Below are 21,853 nucleotides of genomic sequence, written 5' to 3' on the forward strand. Positions count from 1 at the left end.
AAGGAGGAGGCCGCCCAGCGGCCGGGGGACATTTGCGCCAGGGGCCTACCGGCCGCTACGGGGCCCACACGCGCGCGACAGACCTGGGCGAAGACAAAGCCCGATCCACACGTCGCCGGTAATCCCCGTCCAAGCGCGTAGCGCTGTTCTCACTCTGCACCGGCGCTTGCAACAAGACGCTCCCCTCAGAGGGGGGAAGCACCTTCTATTCGCCTGTTTGAAACGACACCGGGCCGCACGATGGCGGCCCGGCGGTACTTCTTGCCCGGCGGGTATCGACCGTCGGTCGATACCCGTTATCCGGCGCGCGCTACGTCAGCGCAGCAGCGCGATCAGCAGCAGGATCGGGATCGGAATGCCCAGGAACCACAGCAGCAGATACTTCATGGTGAATTCTCCTCGTTGAACGTTGGGGGCTTACAGGTCGCGACGGCGACCGCCCCAGGTGGCAAACAGGCTGGCGCTGAAGGCACCGATCAGCAGCGTGATGAACAGCCACAGCGCGGCATACGCGGTCGCCTTGCGGGCATCATCGGCGGCCTGCTTCGCGTCGGCCTTGGCCTTGTCCAGCGTGGCGCGCAGACGGGTCTGCATGTCGGTCACGCGGGCCTGCGCTTCAGCCTGGCTCATGCCGGTCTGGTTGGCCACGAGCTGGGCCAGGTACTGGGTGTCGGCCGGGTCCATGGTGTCGGACTTGAGGCTGTTGACCACGATCCGGTTGACCTCGGCGCGGACGTCACCGCCACGGCCCGGACCCGGGCCGCGCTCGCCACCCGGCATCGGGCGCGGCGGCGGCGGCATCACACCGGCTTGCGGTGCAGCCGGCGCAGCAGCCGGATCACCCGGCGGCGGCGCCATCGGCGCGGCCGGTGCGTTCGGGTTGGCGCGGAACAGGCCGTCCACCCAGTACTGCAGGTCGCCGTTGTTGTCGCCCATCGCGGCAGGACCGGCGGCCGCAGCCAGGCCACCGGCCGTGGTCGCCGCCGCGCCAGCGGTGGCACCGGCCACCTTGGCGCCGGCACCGATCACCCCACCGATGGCCGTGGTGAGCAGGCCCGCGGTCAGCAGCGTCGCCACGGCCCACGACAGGAAACCATGCGCGGTGTCGCGGAAGTAGGTCTCATCGCCGTGCAGGTTGCTCCACTTGTTGCGCAGGCGCCCGGCGATATAGCCGCCCAGGCCCGACGCTGCGATGGCGGTGACGGTCAGCCACGCGATGCTGGACCAACCGAACGTTTCCTTCGACACGCCTTCATACGCCCACGGCGATACCGAGGACAGTCCCAGGCCAACGCCGAGGATCAGCAGGACCAGTGACAGCGCCGCAGCAGCGGCGGCACCGGCGAAGATGGCGCCCCACGAGACGGCGTGGTCATGCGCGGGTGCGATCACCGGCGGGGGGGTGACCACGGCGACAGTCGCGGTGGCCAAGGGATCTTGGGAGGCGTAATCGCCACGGGTATTCATTCGACAGGTTCTCCGGCACGTGCGCTGCGGATGCAGCCAACACCCGCAGGCTGCGCGTCGCACCGTGAAATACCCGAGAGCCATAAGCGAAGGCCGCGTGGACATGGCCGCCACGCGCCGATCACACCGATGCTGCGGCAGTCCGTGACCACAGGGTGGTACGGCAAGCCGCACCCTCAATCGATGTCGTAAACGCCCCGCATGAAGCCTGCGATTACCGCAGCCGCCGCTTCCGGACGCGCCTGCAGCATCAGATGCGGCCCGTCCAGCCGCGTAGTGGCCTGCGCCGGCAACATCGCCGACAGGTGGCGCTGGCAGCGCGCAGGCAGAAGACGATCGTGCGCGGCGTGCAGGCACAGGGTGGGCAGGTCCACCGCGCGTGCCTGCGCGGCGACATCCACGCCCAGTGCCGCCACCGCACGCACGCGCAACACCTGTGGGTGCACCCGCGCCAGCGCCGACTGCAACGCGGCACGCAGGGCCGGGCTGCCCCAGCGCCCGAACAACAGCCACGACAGTGCCGGCATCGGCAACGCGCGCACCGGCGCGCGGTACAACACCGCTTGCAGCCGGCGTAGCGCAAGCCAGGGCGAGCGCGCAAACGTCGTGGACAGAATCAGGCCGCGCAACCGCAGCGGGGGTGCGGCGGCGATCACCAGCGCCAACGGGCCCGAGAACGACTCACCGAGCAGCACGTAGTCGCCGTCGGTCGGCAGCGCCTGGCGAACGACGTCCGCCAGCGCGGCGTAATCCAGCGCGCGATCCACCGGGTAGGCAATCACCGTGACCACGACGCCCATCCGCGCCATCGCGGCGGTAAACGCGACGTGCTGGGTGCCAGTCGCATCCAGGCCCGGCAGCAGCACCAGCCGCAACGGGCGCGGGGTATCCACGCCCGCCGCAGCGTCGCGCATCAGCGCGCGACGTCGGCCGCGGTGACCTGGCTGTTCTTGACCGGCGCCACACCCAGCGATGAGGTCGGATCGACGATCACCATCGTCTCGGTGGAGCCATCGGGCCAGACCACCTGAAACGTGCTGCCCGCCGGCAGCGAGGCAAACGGCATGCCGCTCTGCGCGCGGTACACCGCAGCTACCTGGCTGGCACCGGCGCGGCGCACGTCTTCGGTGGCCTTGACCGAGGTCAGCTTCACCTTGGACAGGCTGCGATAGCGGTCCTCATAGGTATCGATCATCACCAGGCCGACCGCCCCGGCAGAGTAGGCCACGAACAACGCCACCCAGAACCAGAACTTGGCACCATGCAGGAATCGACGGTAATTCATCGCCCGTTCCTCTGCTTGATCAGCATTTCAACCAACGTCTTCATTTTCCCCGCACCTTGCCGCGATACCGCAGCGTCATACACGAAAGTGGCAAAGTCCTGCCCACCGTCCTGCGAACAGATCCCTCCGTTCGCGCAGAAATTGTTCATCAACACACTGTCCGGCCCGCACGCCATGCCCAGCTCGCACGCGGCCAGGCGCCAGGCCAGTTCACTGAACTGGTCGCCGGCCACCAGCCCGTCCAGCGCGCGATCGCCGCTGGCGCGCTGGCCCATGCCGGTGGACAGCGCCATGTAGGCTTCCGGGTCACGCGAATCCATCACCCGCTCGACCAGCCCACGGCGGTAGGTCGGGCTGTTCTCCAGCGGCTGGCCTTCGGCGAACAGCGACGCCTCGGCGGCGAGATTGCCGGCCTTGGCCGCCTGCACGCGCTGGGCCAGGATCAACTGGCGGCCCAGGCCGTCGCTGCTGACAAAGCCGCCGCAGCGCCGCGCGACCCGCTCGCGGGCCTGCACCATGGTCGGTGAAGCGGTCATGCCCATGCCGGTCAGCAGCGCGTTGTCCAACTGGTAACCGCCGGGATCCATCGCGTAGGTCGCGCAGTAGTCGTAGACACGGCTGACCATCCACGCCGCCTCGGCATTGCCGTTGCCCGCCTGCAGTTGCAGGCGCTGGGCGTAGGCGTAAAGGTCGGTGTCGCCTTCGATGTCGGCGCGGATGTCCAGCGGCAGGCCCGAGGCGATGGTGGTGCCGCGCTCGATCGACAGCAACTGGCGCGCCAGCTGCTGTGCCTGCACCGGCGCCGCGGCCACCTGCGTGACCGGCACCTCATCCACGGCGTTGCCTGCCTCGGCAGGGCGCACATGACCACCGGCGCGATAGCCCACCACCCCCAGCAACGCCAGGGCCGGTACGACCAGCAACCAGGTTTTGAGGGTAGGCACGAGGGCCATGCGCGGGACCGGAGGTTGCCGGCAGGGCAACGGGAAGCCAAGTCTAGCAAGCACCCGTAGCCCTGTCTGAATCCACCGGCGGGCCGAATCTCGCCGCGGCGGGAGACGCGCCTGGGTCGCGCGGCGGGCAGCCCACCCCCACAATGGTCTAGCATTCACCGTTTTCCGCAGGTAGCCCACCCCATGCCGTTCCTGGAACTCACCCTCCGCTGCAGCGAATCCACCCAGCCCCGCTATGAGAATGCGCTGGACGATGTCGGCGCGCTGGCGGTGACCCTGCTCGATGCCGATGCCGATACCAGCAACGAGCGCGCGATCCTGGAGCCGGGCGTGGGCGAGACCCCGTTGTGGAACGACCTGGTGCTCACCGCCCTGTTCCCGGCCGAGACCAACGCGTTGGCGCTGCTGGCCGCGCTGGATGCCTTCGATCCCGGCCTGGACTGGTCCGATGCCAGCTTCCGCGCGGTGCAGGACGAAGACTGGGAGCGCGCCTGGCTGGACCAGTTCCAGCCGATGGCCTTCGGTGAACGCACCTGGATCGTGCCGTGGAATCACGACCTGCCCGAGGCCGCGCAGGCCGACGATGCCGCCGTGATCCGACTCGACCCGGGCCTGGCGTTCGGCTCGGGCACCCATCCCACCACCGCGCTGTGCCTGCGCTGGCTGGACAGCCTGGCCGCCGACGGCGTGCTGGCGGGCCAGACCGTGCTCGACTTCGGCTGCGGCTCGGGCATCCTGGCACTGGCTGCGCTGCGGCTCGGCGCCGCGCGTGCGGTAGGTGTGGACAACGATCCGCAGGCGGTGATCGCCACCGGCGACAACGCCGAGCGCAACGGCCTGCAGGATCGTCTGCAGGTGTACCTGCCCGCCGACGAACCGCCGACTACCTACCCGGTGGTGGTGGCCAACATCCTGGCCTCGGCACTGGATGCGCTGGCCGACGTGCTGGCCGCGCGCGTTGCCGCCGGCGGTCGCATCGCACTGTCGGGCATCCTGCATGGCCAGGAAGACGAGCTGCTGGTGCGCTACGCGCCGTGGTTCGACCAGCTGGAGACCGCGCAGGACGGCGACTGGATGCGCATCACCGGCGTGCGCCGCGCGTGAGGCGGCATGAACGTGCTTGAATGGGCGCGCCCCTCCTGCCCGGCCCCGACCCGATGACCGAGCCCACGCCACCGCCACGTCGCCCGCTGGCCACGTTCCTGCGTGCCAGCCCGGCAGACACACCTGCCAGCGAACCACCCGCGCAGACGCTGCCGTCGGATGCGGACGCGGACGCCCAGGCATTGCCTGCGCAGTACACGGCGCCACCGGTGACGGAGGGCAAGGACTGGACGCAGACCGTGTCGGTCTTCGACCCGCCGCCCGCCGAGCGCGTGGCGCACGTGGACCACGGCGAGCACGCAGAACGCGATGCGGCGCCACGCGAAGACGCCCGCGTGGCGGCCACGGCCGAGGCGCCCGCATCGCGCGTTGACGCCGATACCGCGCACGCATCGGCAGTGCAGGATGACGATCCGAGCGTGGCGCCGGCCGAGGCAACCCCGCCCGTGCAGGGACGTGCCACGACCGCACCGAGCTTCATGCGGCTGCCCGTGGCGCCGCTGCATACGCCGCGCTGGCAATGGGGCGTGCTGGCCGGGCTGGTGGTGCTGCTGCTGTTGCAGATCGCCGTCGCCGACCGCGCGCGATTGGCTGCCGATGCCGGCACCCGGCCGTGGATCGCCGGGGTGTGCAGCGTACTGCGCTGCACGTTGCCGGCGTGGCAGGAGCCGGCGGCGTTCAGCATGATCAGCCGCGATGTGCGTCCGGTACCGGGCCAGCCCGGTGCGCTGCAGGTGCAGGCCAGCTTCCGCAACGATGCACGCTGGGCGCAGGCATGGCCGTCGCTGCGGCTGTCGCTGTCCGACGCCGATGGCCGCGTGATCGGCACCGGCGCGTTCGCACCGCGTGACTACCTGGACCGTTCGGTCGATGCCAACAGCGTATTGGAACCAGGACAAAGCGCGCAGATCGCGTTCCGCGTGCGCGAGCCCGCCGCGTCGACCGTCGCATTCACCTTCGAGTTCCTGTAACCCCGCGTTCCAGCCCGGAGCGTGGCGGCCTGCCCACGCACGCGCTAGACTGACCCCCTACAATTCTACGCCCGGGGCTGCTGTCCGCCCCGGCATCTGCACCGGGAACCTCCTTGAACGCTGTCCTTTCTCGTCCTGACAATAGTCGTGGCGCGCCGAAGCCACCGCTGCGCGAACACGTGGCCCAATCGGTCCGACGCTACCTGCGGGACCTGGACGGGTGCGATGCCGACGATGTGTACGAGATCGTCCTGCGCGAAATGGAAATCCCGCTGTTCGTGGAAGTGCTCAACCACTGCGAAGGCAACCAGAGCCGCGCGGCGGCCATGCTGGGCATTCACCGCGCCACGCTGCGCAAGAAGCTGAAGGAATACGGCATCGCCACCTGATGGCGGTGTGGACGCAACGCGCGTCCGGCAAGGCGCGGGTCAGTGCTGTGCCAGCCATGCTTCCCAGGGAAGAGGTCTGCCAAGGTGCTCCCGCAGCCATCCGACATCGCGGACGCGCTCAAGACTATTGCGCAGCGCAAGGACCTGGCCTGGCACGCGGTCCGGATGGCCGAGGGGCCCTTCAAGTGCAAAAATCCTGAACGTGTTGCCAGGCGTTCGCTGGAAGCGGGCGATGGCTCCGTTCGAGAACAGAATCGCGCCTTCATCCATCGCCGGCACGAACCGGTAGACCTCGATTGCGTGCAGGTCTGCGAGCACGGAAAGCTCGATCAGCAGCTCGTCCACCCTGGGCATGCGCCGATACAGCCGAATCCCATCGCCAACGCACTTGCCTTGTTCCAAATAGAGCTTGTACTCAATGCCACGCGTGCGCCGCCGCTCACGCAGATCGACGAAGTACGACAGCAAGACCTCCGGTCCTGCGCCCCAGCATTCGTCCGCCTGTGCCTTCAGTGCGCCTGAGTCGCCGAGGCTGTGCCAAGGCGCCGCAGCGCGGCCATCACGCTCACATCCCAGGTAGATCGACAGGAAGCCGACGTACCCGTAGGTGCGAATCAACATGCGTATGGCGTCATGCGGGGACATCAAGGTTTCCAGGCAGAGAAACGATGCAAAGGGAATACGGCATCGCCCGCTGGTGACGCGCATCGACGGTTTGCCCGATACGCCTCACGCGCTCCAGAAGTACCGCACAAGGTGGAAGAACACCGGCGCGGCGAAGCACACCGAATCCAGTCGATCAAGCATGCCGCCGTGGCCCTCGATCATGTGGCCCCAGTCCTTGATGCCGCGATCGCGCTTGATCGCCGACATCACCAGGCCGCCCCAGAACCCCATCAGGTTGACCGCCAGCGACATCCCGAACGCCTGCCACGGCGTGAAAGGGGTCAGCCACCACAGCGCCGCGCCCAGCGCGCTGGCCGACAGCACCCCACCGATGAAACCTTCCACGGTCTTGGACGGCGACAGCTTCGGTGCGATCAGGCGCTTGCCGATCAGCTTGCCCCAGATGTACTGCAGCACGTCCGAGGATTGCACCACGATCACCAGGAACGCGAACAGCAGCAGGTTGCGCGCCGGCTCCACCCCGGCCAGCTTCAGGTTCAGCAGCGCCGGCACGTGGGAGATGCAGAACACGCAGATCATCAGCCCCCACTGCACCTTGGACGTGCGCTCCAGGTAATCGGTGGTGTCTCCGCCGATGGTGGCCAGGATCGGCAGGAACAGGAACGCATAGACCGGGATCAGCAGCGTGTACATGCCGTACCAGTCAGTCCACACCAGCCAGTACTGCCACGGCAGCACCACGTAGAAGGCGGCCAGCAGCGCGTAGTAGTCGCCGGCACGGGTGGGCGTGAGCGTGATGAACTCGCGCAGCGCGAACAGCGACACCACCGCAAACAGCACCACCACCCCGGTGCGTCCGAAGAAGAACGCCAGCGCGACCACCGCGGCCATCACCCACCACGCGCGGATGCGCGAGACCAGGTTGGCCAGCACCGTGCTGGGCGCATGGCGCGCGCGCCAGCGCAGGGTCTCGGCGATGACCGTGGCCACCACCAGTACCGCCGCGATACCGGCAAACAACAGCCGGGTCTGCGCGTGCGTGGACAGCTGCGCGATATCGCTGGCCAGGCTGGAAAACAGCAGCATCCCCTGCCCGGCCATCATGCGCGCTGCCTGCGCGGCTGCGGATCCAGCGCCAGCAGCGACACCCGGGCACGCTCCAGGAAGCGGTCCTTGTCCTCATCGGCCTTCAGCCGCAGCGGCTCGCCGAAGGTGGTGGTGCACAGCAGCGGCAACGGCAACCAGCGGCCCTTGGGCATGACCCGCTTGAGGTTGTCGATCCACACCGGCACGAACTCCAGCTCCGGGCGCTGCCGGGCCAGGTGGTAGATGCCGCTCTTGAACGGCAACACCCCCTCTTCGGTATTGCGCGTGCCCTCGGGGAACAGGATCAGCGAGTTGCCTTCGTCCACCGCCTGGCACAGGCAGGCGATGGGATCGTGGTCGCGCTTGGCCGCATCGCGCTCGATCAGCACGCCATTGAACACCGCGTGGATCAGGTAGCGGCGCAGGCCGTCGCGCTGCCAGTAATCGGCCGCTGCCACCGGGCGGACCTGGCGCCGCAGGGTGATCGGCAACGCCGACCAGATCAGCACGAAATCGCCGTGGCTGGCGTGGTTGCCGTAGTACACGCGATGGTCGCTGGACGGTGCACAGCCCTGCCACAATGCGCGCGCGCCGGTCAGTGCGCGGATCGCGCCACTGCAGCTGCGTGCCACCAGATCAGCCAGCATGTCCTGCCCTCATCGTGATTGCATCCCTTGCGTGAGTCATCCGGATATCCGCAACCACAGCGCGGCCAGCAGCGTCAGCGCCTGCAGCAGTACGCACGCGCCCTGCCCGCGCAGCAGACCGCGCATGCCCTGCCAGCGCGCAGGCCAACCACGCGTGGGTGGCACCGCATCGCGCAGGCCCAAGGCCTGCAGCGCATCGTCGATCGGTCCCGGTGCGGCATCCGGATGCGCGGCCAGCAGGCCGTCCAGCAGTGCACGGTCGAAGCCGATCCGTGCAGCGAAGTACGCCTGGCCTGCACCGGCCAGCAGCGACAACAGCGCGATTGCCACCACCGGCATACTGCGCGGCGCCAGCAGCAACAGTGCCAGTGCGGTCGCCGCAAGCAGCGTGGAAATCACCGCCGGAATGCGCGCCTGGCGCAGCAGCGCGGCCATCGCCTGCACCTGCATCGCCGTGCTCATGCCTGCACCCCCGGCGCATCGTGGGCGTGCTGCGGCTGCACCGCCAGTGCGATCGCAGCGCGATGCCGTTCATGCAGCACGATCCACGGACAATCCAAGCGGAGCAGCCGGATCGCCGCATCGGCGCTGTCGGCATGGCCGCTGCGGCACAGCCAGGTCGCCACCGCTGCGGCACTGCGTGAATAGCCCAACGCGCAGCACACCAGCACCTGTCCACGCCGATGCCCGTGCGAGATCGCATCGGCGGCGCGGCGCAGGGCGTCCGGTGAGGGCGTGGCCAGGTCCAGCATCGGCACGCTGCGGTAATGGCGCACGCTGCCGCGGAACGGCAGCTCGGCGCAGACATCGACCACGGTCGGCATCGTCAGCACCGCACCGGCATCGGGCATGCGCCCCAGCCACACCCCATCGATCACCAGCTGCGGCTGCGGCGCACGTCGCGTCCACCAGCGCGCGTTCAACCACGCCGCCAACAGGTACGGCGCCAGCAACCAGCGCGCGGCCATGCTCAGGCGCCCGTCTTCCTGCTTCTGGAATACCGCCGTGCCCAACGCCGCATAGCCCAGTGCAACCAGCGCCAGCGACAGCGCCGGCCAGCCCAGCCACAGCACCCAGCCACTGAAGGTCAGCGCCAGGGACGCGCACAGCGCGCTGCCCAGTGCGTACAGCGCGGCCAGCCGCCAGCGCGCAGCATCGGCCGTCCACTGCCAGTGGGCAAGCGGCGAGCGTCCGTGCACCGGCCACAGCCATACGCACAGCCAGCCCACGGCCACGCCGGTAGGCACATCGACGAAGTGGTGCTGCCAGGTGGTCAGCACGGAAATACCGATCAGCGCGAACCACACATGCAGTGCGCTGCGCCACCATCCACGCAGGTGCTGCTCAAAGCGCACCCACAGCACCACCAGCAGCACGATGTGCAGCGACGGTGCCTGGTTGAAGGGTTTGTCGAAGCCCAGCAGCACGTCGAACAGCCAGCCGAACACGCCGCCGGTCTCCGGGCGCTCCAGGCTGAAGCGCAGCGGCCACAGCAGGAAGCAGCCCACCGACAACAACTGCGCGGTGAACAACCGCCGCGCGTGCATGTCCAGTTCGGCGCGTTGGGTGCAGATGAAGAACGACGCCACGTAGAACAGGTCGATGGACCAGTACGGGACGATGGTCCAGGCCTGGAACGGGATCTTCGCTTCCCAGTCGAACACGATCGAGGGCACGTACGGCAGGCGCCCGGCCATCGCATTGGCCAGGCCGTAGCTGAGGAAGAAGAATGGCCCCAGCAGCGCCAGCCAGACCAGCGCGCGTCGCCATGGCCGCGCGCCCTCGGTCATGGCAGCACCCGCCGTGCCAACGAGACGGTGAAGATGCCGAAGCGGTCGATGCGCTGGGTGACTTTCTCAAAGCCGGCCAGGCGCACCAGTTCGTCCATTTCCTGCTGGGTGCGGCGCCGCATCACCCAGGCCACGCCTTCGCGGTGGCTGGTCAGCGCGCGGGCGATGAACTCCAGCTGCGGGTGCCAGGGCTGGCCGGTGTAGACCAGGTAGCCGCCTTCGCGCATCGCCGCGGCGATGCCCTGCAGCGAGCGCAGCACCGCGTCATTATCGGCAAACAGTTCATACAGGCCCGATACCGTGGACAGCGTCGGCGCCACCGGCAGCGCGGCCAGCGAGGCCGCGTCGAATGCATCGCCCTGCTCGAAAGTGGCGATGTCGTCGGCGCCGAACGCGCTGATCAGCTTGCGACCGTCGATGACGTTGCGCTCGCTGAAATCGCGCAGGGTGATCGCCTCCGCACGGTGTTCACCCTGTGCCAGCGCGTCGAGCACGTAACGACCGTGGCCGGCGGCCACGTCCAGCACCCGCACCGGGCGACCTTCGCCATGCAGGTGCAGGGCGGCCAGCTGCAGCAGCTCGCGCACGTGGGTACGGCGGATGCGGATGCCGCGCCAGCCGATCGCGTCCAGGTAGTTGCGGTCGATCATGCGGCCCAGCGGTCCGCTGCCGCGCGCCTGGTCGCGATAGATGTAGTCCAGCGTGCTGCCCGAGTCGAAGCCGCTCTCCAGCCCCAGCGCGATGCCTTCGGACAGCCTGCCGCCGAAGCGCAGCCCGGCGCGGGTGAAGCGCCAGTAGGCGTCCTTGGCGCTGTTGCGCTGCGGCGGCCAGGACAGGATTTCGGCCTCGTCGAAAGTCGGCCCGTGGCGATGCGCGTCGCGCAGGCTGGGTCGTACCAGCGGCTGGGCGAAGCGCTCGCTGATGAAACGGCGGATGGAGGCGATGGCTGGCGCGCGGTCACGTTCGCCCAGGGTGTCGTGGAAGAAACCCGGCAGCAGGTGGCGTTCCTTGATCGGCGAGGACAGGCGCTCGTAGAAGCGGTCCTGCGGCGCACGATGCACCACGAAATCCGCGCCGGACACCAGCAGCTGGGTTGGCACGGTGATCGCCTGCGCATCGCCGACCACGCGGTCGGCGGCCTCGTACAGGCCAAGCAGCACCCGGACCGAGATCGGTCGGGTGATCAACGGATCGGTGCGGTAGCTTTCCACGCGCCCGGGATCATGGGTGAGCCACTGCGGCTTGACGTAGCTGTTGACGAAGAAGTTGCCACGCAGCTTCTGCATCAGCTTCAGCCCGGGCACCGCCAGCGGCACGTACAGCTTGACCTTGAACGCCGGCGATGCGAGCACCAGCGCACGTAGCGGCGGTGCGTAATCGTGCACCCAGGTCGCAGCGACCACCGCGCCGACGCTCTGGGCGATGATCGCGATGTCTTCCACACCGATGCCATGCTGCTGGCCGATGTGCGCGATGAAGCTGTCCAGGTCACGCACCAGCGCCTCGAAGCCCGGCGCATCGCCACGCTCACCGGGCGACTGGCCATTGCCGCGCGCATCCCAGGCGAATACCTCGGTGTCGGGCAGGTCCAGTTCGTCCACCAGGTGGGCGACACGGCCGGAGTGCTCATGGCCGCGGTGCAGCAGCACCAGCGCACGGCGCGGCGCGGCGGACGAGGCAGCCGGCCAATGCCGGTAAAACAGCGGTTGGCCATCGAAGCTGTGGAATTGCAGGTGTTCCTGTACGCGCATGCCTTACTCCGTTGTGTGTCTGCCCGCAGTGCCGATCAGGCCTGCTCCGCCAATCCGTTGCGCATCCGCCGCCACGCGGTCAGCAGGCACAGCGCCGCTGCCACCCACGCCACGCCGCTCACCACCGCTCCGCCGATCCAGCCCACTGCAAGCAGCACGCCGACCAGGCCGATCACGAAGGCGCGGTCACTTTTCCCCATGGGTCCGTCGTAGCGCCGACTGGCCCCCACCATCAGCCCCAGGACGCCAGCGTACTCGCAAACCGCCGCAAGCCACGTCAGCACCCAGATCGCGGTCGGATCGACCCCGGGCAGGCTGAGCAGGCTCAGGTACAGGGCCGCATCGGCCAGGACATCGCACAGTTCATTGAGGTAAGCCCCCAGCCGCGACTGCTGGCCGAACTCGCGCGCCAGCATGCCGTCCACGGCATTGAGTGCCATGCGCAGCAGCATCCATACCGGCAACGCCAGGTACCACAGCGGCTGCGCCGGTGCCCACGCGTAGACCGCGACCGCCACGGCCAGCGACACCACGGCGGCAGCGACGGTCACCACGTTGGCGGTAATGCCCGCCCGGTACAGACCCCGTACGCCAGGGCGCAGCAGATCCTGGAAACGCCCCTTCAATGCATAGATCGACATACCGCAACCTTCTCCTGACCTGTTCCACTGTATGGGTGCCTGCCACGGCAGGGAATTGCCTCGTTGCCGGGTGCGCTCATCCTGCTGCCATAAGTTGCCGCCACAGCTGCACGAAGCGCGGTGAATACCAATAGCCTTCGTTGCGCATCAATTGGGTGGGCAGATCATCGGCGAGCCGGTAGCGGCCGTCGAAGCGCTGGCCGAACTGCTGCTTCAGGCGGGCCAGGTGGGCAGGGTCGCTGTCGAGCATCGCGCACGCCAGCAGCCCCAGCCAACCGTCCACGTCGTCCGGCTCGCGGGTGAAGGCCTGCTCGAACAGGCGCTTTGCGTCCTGCGGGCGGCCCAGGTCCAGCAGCATGAAGCCGTAGTTGCGCTGCGCGTCGATGTTGTCCGGCTGCGCCTGCAGCAACTGTTGCATGCGCAGGGCAGCCTCGCCGGTGCGGCCCAGGTGGAACAGTACGTAGCCGGCGTGCTCCAGCAGGTCCAGGTCAGGCTGCGCCTGCGGCGGCTGCGCGCGTTGCAGTGCGTCCAGGCGCACCCACGCCGCTTCGAAGTCGGGCGTGGCCGCCGCGGGGTCGCCGGCCGACAAGGCCATCGCGGCACGGTTGAACCACGGGCGGTAGTCCTCGGGCGCTTCGTCGATGGCGGCCTGCAGTGCGGCGCGGGCGCCGGCGGCATCGCCACTGTCGCTGAGCGCGCTGGCCAGGTTGAGATGGATGCTCATGCGCTGTTCGCGCTGCGCGGCAGCGTCCAGGTCAGGCGCCGACGGCAGTGTCAGCGCGGTGCGGTATTCCTGCACGGCCTTGCGCGGCTGCTTGAGCTGCTGCAGGTACAGGTTGCCCAGGTTGAAGTGCGCGTCCAGGCGCTTGGGCTGCAGCCGCATCGCCGCGCGGTAGGCCTCCACCGCCAGGGCATGCTGGCCGCTGTCACCCAGTGCACTGCCCTGGTTGAGGCGCAGGCCATAGTTGTCGGGGAAGCGTGCCACGCCGTTGCCCGCCACCACCGCCGCCTCGCGGGTATCGCCCAGCTGCAGCAGCATGGCCGCGTAGTTGATGAAGGCATCGGGCGACAGGTTGCCGGGCAGCGTCACCAGGTGGGCGTAGTAGCGCCGCGCCTTGTCGGTCTGCCCGGTGCGGCTGTAGTGGTAAGCCAGGCGCTGCTGGATGTCCAGGTTGCCCGGCTCCAGCTGCGCGGCTCGCAGCAGGTCCTTCTCGGCCGCGCCATCATCGCCGAGTTCATGCAGCACATTGGCGCGGTTGAGCAGGCCGATGGTCTTGAGCGGGGCGCGCTGGATGTAGTCGTTGAACGTGTCCAGCGCGCGTTGGTGCTGCCCCAGCCGGGCCTGCGCCACGCCCAGGTTGAGCCAGCCGGTATCCAGGCCGGGATCCAGCCGTACCGCCTGCGCGAACAGGTCCGCCGCGGCCTGCCACTGCCCCGCCCGGGTCWGCGCCTGGCCCTGGTTGAACAGCAGCTGCGCCTGGTTTTCTGCCGGCAGCGCACCGGCCTGCGCGGCCACGGCCGCACGGTCGCCCTTGCCGCCCTGGCCCAGCAGCGACAGCCGGTTGGTCAGCACCCGCGGGTTGCCCGGGTCCTTTGCCAGCGCACGGTCGTAGGCGGCCAGCGCCTCGCGGGTGTGGCCGAGCCGCTCCTGGACTACGCCGATGTTGAGCCAGGTATCGGCATCCTCCTTGCCCAGCGCCAGGGCCGCCTTGAAGTCCTGCAGCGCGCCGGCCGCGTCGCCCATGTCCAATCGGGTCACACCACGATTGTAGGGATACAGCGGTTCGGTCGGCGCCAGCCGCATGGCCTGGCCATCATCGGCCAGCGACTGGCTGGACCGGCCCAGCGCGTGCTGGGCCAGTGCGCGGTTGCCGTAGTAGCCGGCCACCTGCGGCGATTGCGCGATAGCCTGGTCCAGCAGTTCCAGCGCACGCCGTGGCTGGCCCAGGTGGTGATACGCCTGCGCGGCGTGGAAGAGGATGTCGGCCGCCTGCCCGGTGCCCTCCGGGTCATCGCGATAGGCCCGCTCGTAGGCGGCGAACACCTCCAACATGCGCGCGTTGTCGTGCTGCTGGTTGAGCAGGAACAGGTAATTGCGGAACAGGCTGCTGGCGTGACCACCGGCCTGGAGCGCCGCCGCGTAGTCGGCCAGCGCGCCCACGGTGTCACCGGCCTTGGCCTTGGCGGTGCCTTGCAGCTGCAGGCTTTCGGCGTCGCTCGGGTCGGCCCGCAGCGCCTGTGCGGCGGCGGCCAGTACCCCGGCGTTGTCGTCGGTCGCCGCGGCGATGTAGGCCTTCAGCCGGTACAGGCGGGCCTGCTGCGGATCCAGGGCGATGGCCTGGTCGATCAGCCGCCTGGCGCCGGACCAGTCCTGCGCCTCGTAGGCCGCGTTGGCCTGCTGCTCCAGATCCTCGCTGCTGGTCCCGTCGGCATCGGCCGGCGCGTCGGCGCCCGAGGCGTCGCGCGCCGACGCCGCTGCCATCGCCACGTCCACCACCCGCACCGGCGCCTCGGCCACGCTGGCTGCGTCCTGCGCCTGCGCGGCGCCCATCAGGCTGGCCCACGCCACGACGCCGGCAAGCAGCGTCACCTTCCCTGTTGCTGTCGACACGATCTGGACCTGCAAATCCCTGGCAGAACGCGCAGCCTACCCTATCGCCCCGCGCTTCCGGCCAGCGCTGGTGCTTCCCGCCGTCAGGCCACGCCGGGCCACACAGCGCCTGGCCCGTGGCCGGCCCGGCGGCTGTGCCGGACGCGGCCGGCGGCGTCGATATCCGCCGGGCGGCCCCCTCGCCGGCCCCCACGGCCTACAATATCGGCCCCGCTCCGCTGCCGATTGCCCTGTCCCCATGACTGCTGATCTGTTGCCCGTTCGCCGGGCCCTCCTGTCTGTTTCCGACAAAACCGGTCTGATCGACCTCGCCCGTGCCCTGGCCGCCCGCAACGTGGAGCTGCTGTCCACCGGCGGCACCGCCAAGGCGATCCGCGAGGCCGGCCTGGCGGTCAAGGACGTGGCCGATGTCACCGGCTTCCCGGAAATGATGGACGGCCGGGTCAAGACCCTGCATCCGCTGGTGCACGGTGGCCTGCTCGGCCGCGCCGGGCTGGACGAGGCGGTGATGGCCGAACACGGCATCGGCGCGATCGACCTGCTGGTGCTCAACCTGTATCCGTTCGAGTCGGTGACGGCCAAGGCCGACTGCACGCTGGAAGACGCCGTGGAGAACATCGACATCGGTGGCCCGGCGATGCTGCGTTCGGCGGCCAAGAACTTCGCCCGCGTCGCCGTGGCGACCGATCCATCGCAGTACGCCGAACTGCTGGCCGAGCTGGCCGCCAACGATGGCCAGCTGTCGGCGGCCAAGCGCTTCGCCTTCTCGGTGGCCGCGTTCAACCGCGTGGCCCAGTACGACGCGGCGATCAGCAACTACCTCTCGGCGGTGGCCACCACCGACACCGCCGTGCCGGTCCGTACTGAATTCCCCGCACAGATGAATGCAAGCTTCGCCAAGGTGATGGACCTGCGCTACGGCGAGAACCCGCACCAGAGCGGCGCGTTCTACCGCGACCTGTCCCCGGTGGCCGGCACGCTGGCGACCTTCCAGCAGCTGCAGGGCAAGGAACTGAGCTACAACAACCTGGCCGACGCCGATGCCGCATGGGAGTGCGTGCGCCAGTTCGACGTGCCGGCCTGCGTCATCGTCAAGCACGCCAATCCGTGCGGCGTGGCCGTGGGCGCCGGCAACGGCGATGCTTACGAGCTGGCCTATGCAACCGACCCGACCAGCGCATTCGGCGGCATCATCGCCTTCAACACACCGCTGGATGCCGCCACCGCCCAGGTGATCCTGGACCGCCAGTTCGTGGAAGTGCTGATCGCCCCGGACTTCGAGCCGGCCGCGCTGGAATATGCACAGAAGAAAGCCAACGTGCGAGTGCTGCGCATCCCGCATGGCGACGGTCGCAACCAGTACGACACCAAGCGCATTGGTTCGGGCCTGCTGGTGCAGTCCTCCGACAACCGTGGCATGAGCCGTGACGAACTGAAGGTCGTGAGCAAGATCGCACCGACCGACAAGCAGTTCGCCGACCTGCTGTTCGCCTGGAAGGTCGCCAAGTTCGTCAAATCCAATGCGATCGTCTACGCCCGCGACAACCGCACCATCGGTGTCGGTGCCGGCCAGATGAGCCGGGTGTACTCGGCGCGCATCGCCGGCATCAAGGCGGCCGATGCGAACCTGGTGGTGGAGGGCTCGGTGATGGCCTCCGATGCGTTCTTCCCGTTCCGCGACGGCATCGATGCCGCGGCCGCCGCCGGCATCAAGGCGGTGATCCAGCCGGGTGGCTCGATGCGCGACAACGAGGTGATCGCGGCGGCCGACGAGCACGGCCTGGCGATGGTGTTCACCGGCGTACGCCACTTCCGGCATTGATCCAAGGAGCGACACGGATGTCCGCATCACCCCTGAAGTCCCTGCTCGCGCTGGCCATCGGCGCCAGCGCGGTCCTGGCCGGTTGCAAGCCGGCCGCCGACCCCGCCCCGGCGCAACCGGCGGCAACGGCCGCTCCTGCGGCTGCGCCTGCCGCGCCGGTCGCCCATGTCAGCCGCACCGCGCGGCTGCAGGCATTCCTGACCGCGCGCTACGGCAAGGCCGCCCGGCTCTCCGAACAGTGGCGCGGCCAGTGGACCCAGGACGACGAGAGCCGTCCAACCGATCTGCAGGTCTGTGCCGAGCAGCCGGTGGTGAGTGGTGACAGCTGGCAGCAGCTGCTGGCGGTATGCGGCGAGCTGGCGGACGCCGGCCATGCCGACCCCGGCACGATCGATTTCTACGTGCTGCGCCCAAGCGGCGACAGCTTCGAGGTAGCCGCCGAACTCACCGGCGGCACCTACGGCAGCAGCGGCCGTCCCGGCACGGTGCAGGTGATCCGCGCCGGCAGCGACTTCTACGGCTTCCGCAACGAGAGTGGCTGGTACGGCCAGGGTTACTCCCTGGAAACGCAGACGCTGATCCTGCCCGGTCCGAAGGGCCTGGTCGACGCCGGCTCCCTGCGCAGCCATATCGACAACAGCGCCGCCTACGACTGCGACGATGCCGACTTTGCCGAAGAATGCCGCACCCGGATGTTCAACATTGCGTTCGCCTACCGTTTCGATGACAGCGACCGCAGCGCCCGCACCTGGCCGCTGGTGATCGAAGAGACCGGCAGCGGCTGTGGCGGCAAACAAGTGCGCGCCGAGCATCGCTTCAGCCTGGATGCCAAAACCTGGACCTACACGTTCCCCGAAGCGTTGCAGCGCGAAAGCTGTCAGTGACGCGCGGGCGTCGCGCATGCCGGTGGCTTCTGGCGCTCGCGCTGCCTGCGCTGCTGGCCGGCTGCGGCGACCCACCCGCCGTCAACGACACGCCCCGCCGGGTGTTGGACAGCACGGTGGCGGTGGAGGACACGCTTTACCCCAGCGGTACCGATGCGCAGCGCCTGCTGGAATTCCTGCACGATCGCTACGGCGCCAGTGCCCGGCTGGACGCGCCCTGGCAGGATCGCTGGGACGACACCGACGTGCAGGCGCAGCGCCCGGTCACGCGCCAGGTCTGTGCACGTGCCACGATCGACACAGATGGCCATGTGCAGCACCTGCTGGCGGTGTGCCAGACCCTGGATGACGCGGCCAGCGTCGAACCTGGCCGGGTGGATCTGTACGTGCTGCGCGATGGGCAGACGCCGCTGTTCGGCAAGGACGAGAACGAGCGTGCGTTCTCCGAGACTCTCGGCGTCGACCGACCGCTGTGGGTGATCGCGCAACGGCTGCAGGGCCAGTACGGCCGCAGGGGCGCGCCCGGTACGGTCCAGATCGATCAGCTCGGTCCGCAGCGCCACGCTTTCCGCATTACCCATGCCGGGCTCCATCGCGGCACCGCAACGGTATCGCGCAGTTACATCGCCGTGCACGACGATCGCCTGCGCGAGGTCGCAGTGCTGTACGAACACATCGACAACCGCGCCGCCACGGGCTGCGGGAATGCGACAACGCCCTGCGATGCCCCGACCCTCGACCTGGATTTCGCCATTGCCGTGGGCAGCGGCGCTGCCGTGGCCGGGTATTGGCCGCTGACGGTACGCGTCCGCGGCCAGGGCTGCAGCGGCGATGGACGGCAGGACCACCGGCTGGAGTACGAACCGGGCACGCGTCGCTATGCGGTGCCCGCCGACCTGCAGCGAGAGGACTGCGAGGGGTAACCACGCCCTGCCCCGGTGCCATGCAGCACCGGCCCGCACCGCGTAAAATCGCGGTCCCGCCCCCTTACGCGAGAAGTGCATTGAAGATCCTGGTCATCGGCGCCGGCGGCCGTGAACACGCCCTGGCCTGGAAGCTGGCCCAGTCCGCGAAGGTGAGCGAGGTCCTGGTGGCCCCTGGCAACGCCGGCACCGCGACCGAGGCCAAGTGCCGCAACGTGCCGGTCAAGGTCACCGACCTGGACGGCCTGCTGACGCTGGTTGCCGCCGAAGGCATCGGCCTGACCGTGGTCGGCCCGGAAGTGCCGCTGGTGGCGGGGGTGGTCGACCGCTTCCGCGCCGCCGGCCACCGTATCTTCGGACCGACCGCCGCCGCTGCGCAGCTGGAGGGCAGCAAGGCCTACGCCAAGGACTTCCTGGCCCGCCACAACATCCCCACCGCGTTCTACGCGGTGCACACCGAGGTGGAGCCGGCGCTGGCCTATATCCGCGAGAAGGGCGCGCCGATCGTGGTCAAGGCCGACGGCTTGGCCGCCGGCAAGGGCGTGATCGTGGCGATGACCCTGGCCGAGGCCGAGGACGCCGTGCGTGACATGCTCTCGGGCAACGCGTTCGGCGATGCCGGCGCACGCGTGGTGATCGAGGAATTCCTCGACGGCGAGGAAGCCAGCTTCATCTCGATGGTGGACGGCACCACCGCGCTGCCGATGGCCACCTCGCAGGACCACAAGCGGGTCGGCGACGGCGACACCGGTCCCAACACCGGCGGCATGGGCGCGTACTCGCCGGCCCCGGTGGTGACCGATGAGGTGCATGCCCGCGTGATGCGCGAGGTGGTCAACCCGACCGTGCAGGGCATGATCGCCGACGGCATTCCGTTCACCGGCTTCCTCTATGCAGGCCTGATGATCGATGCCGACGGCGCGCCGAAGGTGATCGAATTCAACGTGCGCTTCGGCGACCCGGAAACCCAGCCGGTGATGCTGCGCCTGCAGTCGGACCTGGTGGACCTGCTCGACGCGGCCATCGATGCACGCCTGCACGCGGTGGAAGCGCAGTGGGATCGGCGTCCGTCGCTGGGTGTGGTCATGGCCGCATCGCCCTACCCGGAAACCCCGATCACCGGCGATGTGATCCACGGGTTGGACGCGGTGCCGACGAGCGCCAAGGTGTTCCACGCTGGCACGGTGCTGGACGCGCAGGGCCAGGTGCTGAGCGCGGGCGGCCGGGTGCTGTGCGTGGCGGCGCTGGGTGACAGCGTAGGCGATGCGCAGGCCAACGCGTACGCCGGCGTGGCGGCGGTCAGCTGGGAAAACGAGTTCCACCGCAACGACATCGGCTGGCGGGCGATCGCGCGGGAGCGCGGTTGAGCCCTGGATAGTCTCATGCGCTGGCTTGCAGTCAGCGCATGATTTTCCGTCCCGGCGCCGACCAGACGTAGAAATCAGGAGCCACCATCCATCATGGGGCCATCCGGCCGGCGTCCTGCTCCACGCTCATCGACGCAAGGAGAGCGTCAAGGCCGACTTCGGCGCAAATCGACTGCGCGTGAGCACGTGCATCAGGCTCAAGCAACCTGCCTGCCGCCTTCAATGCTTCGGCAGAGAGCGGTGAATCAAGTACCAAGGCATTTACCACCTGCTCTTGTATCCGTCGGTGGAGCTCGACCGCGAACTTTAGCTTTGCCAACTCCGCAGGATTCAATGCACTTGAGGCCTCATGACCATCCAGAGCCTCGTAGTAGTAAAAGTTCCCGTAGCTCTCAACGAATGAACGTGCAGAAATTTCGCAACATACGAAACGCCTGACAAGCATTGTCGCGCAATAAATACTCTGTTCCACATCTTGATCGTTCAGCATCAATTTTCTCCTACTTCTTCAACGGGAGCCATGGGGTGCCGTCGGCGTTGGTGACACCCGGCACATGACCATGAGGTTGCTGTGCTCTTGGATCGGGATGAGTAGAAGGTTTGTGGCCGCCATCGATCCGAACCCCAGTCGAACTGCCGTCAGGGCCCTTGGCTTGTACAAACCGCCCATCTGGTGAGCCTTCAATCTTGCCACCCGGAGGTGTCGGGATGGCGTTGCCTTTCGAATCAACGTAAATGGTTCCCCGCTCGCCACCCGCGGCTTTTCCACTTGTCCCTCCTTCGCTTCCCGTCTTTGTGTCGCCCGCTATCGACCCACCGTCCTGAAGTGCAGGTTCCGGAGTAGCCGGCTCGGCCTTTTGCACCAAGCCCTTTATAGCCCCCTCCAACTTGTTGCCAAGTTCAGCACGTCGCTCCGGTGTCGTCGTCGCGTAGTACGTAGCGCCAACCACGATTGGTATGATCAGCAATGGCACCAAAGCTGCAGCGTTTCGCCCGTCCGGGTCTGTAAACCTGTATGGGTTCCCGTTTGCGTATCGGTACCGGTTGAACTGCACCACAGGCTGCTGATATGCAGACACGGGATCTACCGACAGGAAGACGCCCAACTGCGGATCCATGTAGCGCTGCTGCATGTAGCTCAGGCCGGTAGCCGGATCACTCACATGCCCGGTGTAACCAGGCCCATTAGGAACCTCGTCGCCCACGACCGCCCCATAGGCCTCGTAGTCATATCTCCTGGTCACATTTCCGCTTGCGTCAGACTCAGCCACGACCGAACCTAGAGCATCGGTATGTATATAGGTGACCGTCTGGGCGCTAGCAGGCCAAATCGATGACAGGACGATCACCATCGCGTAGCACAGCAAGGCGAGTAGCGAAGTCGACGCTGGAATAACCTTCTTATTTTTGGTTCTTCTCCCATCTGAGGGGAGAAGGCGCACGGCCGGCCAGCTAGATTGTGGTTGTCGAGACTACAAACCGAGGCCGGCCGTGGCCAAGCTGGATTGTATGCCGTTGCTGGGAGGCTGGGCGGG

Annotated in this window: 21 protein-coding genes; 7 read left to right on the forward strand and 14 right to left on the reverse strand. The window is 68.1% G+C overall.

Features of this window, described 5'->3' with window-relative positions; genetic code table 11:
• Positions 1-417: 417 nt before the first annotated feature.
• From ACXJKH_RS02440 to ACXJKH_RS02455, 4 genes are all read right to left on the reverse strand, one after another.
• Complete coding sequence (locus ACXJKH_RS02440; RefSeq protein ID WP_457318166.1) at positions 418-1,467, reverse strand: hypothetical protein; 1,050 nt, start codon at positions 1,465-1,467, stop codon at positions 418-420.
• Between the two features lie 176 nt (positions 1,468-1,643).
• Complete coding sequence (locus ACXJKH_RS02445; RefSeq protein WP_457318167.1) at positions 1,644-2,381, reverse strand: alpha/beta fold hydrolase; 738 nt, start codon at positions 2,379-2,381, stop codon at positions 1,644-1,646.
• The gene (locus tag ACXJKH_RS02450) at positions 2,381-2,752 is read right to left on the reverse strand and encodes a hypothetical protein (protein ID WP_256776658.1); all 372 of its coding nucleotides are present in this window, start codon (positions 2,750-2,752) and stop codon (positions 2,381-2,383) included. The genes ACXJKH_RS02445 and ACXJKH_RS02450 overlap by 1 nt, the downstream gene beginning before the upstream one ends.
• Positions 2,749-3,705 (reverse strand): hypothetical protein, encoded by a 957-nt coding sequence (locus ACXJKH_RS02455; RefSeq protein ID WP_457318168.1) that lies wholly within the window; start codon positions 3,703-3,705, stop codon positions 2,749-2,751. Before ACXJKH_RS02455 ends, ACXJKH_RS02450 begins: the two co-directional genes overlap by 4 nt.
• A 183-nt stretch (positions 3,706-3,888) precedes the next feature.
• Between ACXJKH_RS02455 and prmA the strand changes: the two genes are divergently transcribed.
• From prmA to fis, 3 genes are all read left to right on the forward strand, one after another.
• Positions 3,889-4,809, forward strand: coding sequence for a 50S ribosomal protein L11 methyltransferase (gene prmA, locus ACXJKH_RS02460; protein ID WP_457318169.1), 921 nt, complete (start codon positions 3,889-3,891; stop codon positions 4,807-4,809).
• Positions 4,810-4,862: 53 nt separating this feature from the next.
• Positions 4,863-5,780, forward strand: a complete 918-nt coding sequence (locus tag ACXJKH_RS02465; protein WP_457318181.1) for a DUF3426 domain-containing protein — start codon at positions 4,863-4,865, stop codon at positions 5,778-5,780.
• Positions 5,781-5,893: 113 nt separating this feature from the next.
• Positions 5,894-6,169 carry a DNA-binding transcriptional regulator Fis gene (fis, locus tag ACXJKH_RS02470; RefSeq protein WP_038685853.1) on the forward strand — a complete coding sequence of 92 codons (276 nt, stop codon included), beginning with the start codon at positions 5,894-5,896 and terminating at the stop codon, positions 6,167-6,169.
• A gap of 39 nt (positions 6,170-6,208) precedes the next feature.
• Here fis and ACXJKH_RS02475 read toward each other — a convergent pair whose 3' ends face one another.
• From ACXJKH_RS02475 to ACXJKH_RS02510, 8 genes are all read right to left on the reverse strand, one after another.
• Positions 6,209-6,814 carry a hypothetical protein gene (locus tag ACXJKH_RS02475; RefSeq protein WP_457318170.1) on the reverse strand — a complete coding sequence of 202 codons (606 nt, stop codon included), beginning with the start codon at positions 6,812-6,814 and terminating at the stop codon, positions 6,209-6,211.
• An 84-nt stretch (positions 6,815-6,898) separates the two neighbouring features.
• Positions 6,899-7,882, reverse strand: coding sequence for a phosphatidate cytidylyltransferase (locus ACXJKH_RS02480; protein WP_256776663.1), 984 nt, complete (start codon positions 7,880-7,882; stop codon positions 6,899-6,901).
• Between the two features lie 14 nt (positions 7,883-7,896).
• Entirely contained in the window at positions 7,897-8,529 is a 633-nt protein-coding gene (locus tag ACXJKH_RS02485; RefSeq protein WP_256776664.1) for a lysophospholipid acyltransferase family protein, read from the reverse strand.
• A 36-nt stretch (positions 8,530-8,565) separates the two neighbouring features.
• A complete protein-coding gene (locus ACXJKH_RS02490; RefSeq protein ID WP_457318171.1) occupies positions 8,566-8,991 on the reverse strand; it encodes a hypothetical protein in 426 nt (141 codons plus the stop codon).
• Positions 8,988-10,319: a phosphatase PAP2/dual specificity phosphatase family protein gene (locus ACXJKH_RS02495; protein ID WP_457318172.1), complete on the reverse strand. Its 1,332-nt coding sequence runs from the start codon at positions 10,317-10,319 to the stop codon at positions 8,988-8,990. The genes ACXJKH_RS02490 and ACXJKH_RS02495 overlap by 4 nt, the downstream gene beginning before the upstream one ends.
• Positions 10,316-12,070, reverse strand: coding sequence for a bifunctional alpha/beta hydrolase/class I SAM-dependent methyltransferase (locus ACXJKH_RS02500; RefSeq protein ID WP_457318173.1), 1,755 nt, complete (start codon positions 12,068-12,070; stop codon positions 10,316-10,318). Before ACXJKH_RS02500 ends, ACXJKH_RS02495 begins: the two co-directional genes overlap by 4 nt.
• A gap of 35 nt (positions 12,071-12,105) precedes the next feature.
• Entirely contained in the window at positions 12,106-12,711 is a 606-nt protein-coding gene (locus ACXJKH_RS02505; RefSeq protein ID WP_457318174.1) for a CDP-alcohol phosphatidyltransferase family protein, read from the reverse strand.
• Between the two features lie 76 nt (positions 12,712-12,787).
• Positions 12,788-15,301 carry a tetratricopeptide repeat protein gene (locus tag ACXJKH_RS02510; protein WP_457318175.1) on the reverse strand — a complete coding sequence of 838 codons (2,514 nt, stop codon included), beginning with the start codon at positions 15,299-15,301 and terminating at the stop codon, positions 12,788-12,790.
• 259 nt (positions 15,302-15,560) lie between these two features.
• Between ACXJKH_RS02510 and purH the strand changes: the two genes are divergently transcribed.
• From purH to purD, 4 genes are all read left to right on the forward strand, one after another.
• A complete protein-coding gene (gene purH / locus ACXJKH_RS02515) occupies positions 15,561-17,144 on the forward strand; it encodes a bifunctional phosphoribosylaminoimidazolecarboxamide formyltransferase/IMP cyclohydrolase (protein WP_457318176.1) in 1,584 nt (527 codons plus the stop codon).
• A gap of 17 nt (positions 17,145-17,161) precedes the next feature.
• The gene (locus tag ACXJKH_RS02520) at positions 17,162-18,028 is read left to right on the forward strand and encodes a hypothetical protein (protein WP_256776671.1); all 867 of its coding nucleotides are present in this window, start codon (positions 17,162-17,164) and stop codon (positions 18,026-18,028) included.
• Positions 18,025-18,951: a hypothetical protein gene (locus tag ACXJKH_RS02525; protein ID WP_457318177.1), complete on the forward strand. Its 927-nt coding sequence runs from the start codon at positions 18,025-18,027 to the stop codon at positions 18,949-18,951. The genes ACXJKH_RS02520 and ACXJKH_RS02525 overlap by 4 nt, the downstream gene beginning before the upstream one ends.
• Before the next feature lie 80 nt (positions 18,952-19,031).
• Positions 19,032-20,318 carry a phosphoribosylamine--glycine ligase gene (gene purD / locus ACXJKH_RS02530; RefSeq protein ID WP_457318178.1) on the forward strand — a complete coding sequence of 429 codons (1,287 nt, stop codon included), beginning with the start codon at positions 19,032-19,034 and terminating at the stop codon, positions 20,316-20,318.
• Between the two features lie 91 nt (positions 20,319-20,409).
• Here the strand turns inward: purD and ACXJKH_RS02535 are convergent, their stop codons facing one another.
• Both ACXJKH_RS02535 and ACXJKH_RS02540 read right to left on the reverse strand, forming a co-directional pair.
• Complete coding sequence (locus ACXJKH_RS02535) at positions 20,410-20,808, reverse strand: hypothetical protein (RefSeq protein WP_457318179.1); 399 nt, start codon at positions 20,806-20,808, stop codon at positions 20,410-20,412.
• A gap of 10 nt (positions 20,809-20,818) precedes the next feature.
• Positions 20,819-21,589 carry an RHS repeat-associated core domain-containing protein gene (locus tag ACXJKH_RS02540; RefSeq protein WP_457318180.1) on the reverse strand — a complete coding sequence of 257 codons (771 nt, stop codon included), beginning with the start codon at positions 21,587-21,589 and terminating at the stop codon, positions 20,819-20,821.
• Between the last annotated feature and the right edge of the window lie 264 nt (positions 21,590-21,853).

The organism is Stenotrophomonas sp. P5_B8, assembly GCF_054049855.1.

Coding starts and splice junctions, on each gene's coding strand:
- purH (WP_457318176.1), top strand. CDS start 15,561: ATGACTGCTGATCTGTTGCCCGTTCGCCGGGCCCTCCTGTCTGTTTCC.
- ACXJKH_RS02455 (WP_457318168.1), bottom strand. CDS start 3,705: ATGGCCCTCGTGCCTACCCTCAAAACCTGGTTGCTGGTCGTACCGGCC.
- ACXJKH_RS02465 (WP_457318181.1), top strand. CDS start 4,863: ATGACCGAGCCCACGCCACCGCCACGTCGCCCGCTGGCCACGTTCCTG.
- ACXJKH_RS02495 (WP_457318172.1), bottom strand. CDS start 10,319: ATGACCGAGGGCGCGCGGCCATGGCGACGCGCGCTGGTCTGGCTGGCG.
- ACXJKH_RS02480 (WP_256776663.1), bottom strand. CDS start 7,882: ATGCTGCTGTTTTCCAGCCTGGCCAGCGATATCGCGCAGCTGTCCACG.
- ACXJKH_RS02440 (WP_457318166.1), bottom strand. CDS start 1,467: ATGAATACCCGTGGCGATTACGCCTCCCAAGATCCCTTGGCCACCGCG.
- ACXJKH_RS02485 (WP_256776664.1), bottom strand. CDS start 8,529: ATGCTGGCTGATCTGGTGGCACGCAGCTGCAGTGGCGCGATCCGCGCA.
- prmA (WP_457318169.1), top strand. CDS start 3,889: ATGCCGTTCCTGGAACTCACCCTCCGCTGCAGCGAATCCACCCAGCCC.
- ACXJKH_RS02535 (WP_457318179.1), bottom strand. CDS start 20,808: ATGCTGAACGATCAAGATGTGGAACAGAGTATTTATTGCGCGACAATG.
- ACXJKH_RS02520 (WP_256776671.1), top strand. CDS start 17,162: ATGTCCGCATCACCCCTGAAGTCCCTGCTCGCGCTGGCCATCGGCGCC.
- ACXJKH_RS02500 (WP_457318173.1), bottom strand. CDS start 12,070: ATGCGCGTACAGGAACACCTGCAATTCCACAGCTTCGATGGCCAACCG.
- ACXJKH_RS02490 (WP_457318171.1), bottom strand. CDS start 8,991: ATGAGCACGGCGATGCAGGTGCAGGCGATGGCCGCGCTGCTGCGCCAG.
- ACXJKH_RS02505 (WP_457318174.1), bottom strand. CDS start 12,711: ATGTCGATCTATGCATTGAAGGGGCGTTTCCAGGATCTGCTGCGCCCT.
- ACXJKH_RS02450 (WP_256776658.1), bottom strand. CDS start 2,752: ATGAATTACCGTCGATTCCTGCATGGTGCCAAGTTCTGGTTCTGGGTG.
- ACXJKH_RS02445 (WP_457318167.1), bottom strand. CDS start 2,381: ATGCGCGACGCTGCGGCGGGCGTGGATACCCCGCGCCCGTTGCGGCTG.
- ACXJKH_RS02475 (WP_457318170.1), bottom strand. CDS start 6,814: ATGTCCCCGCATGACGCCATACGCATGTTGATTCGCACCTACGGGTAC.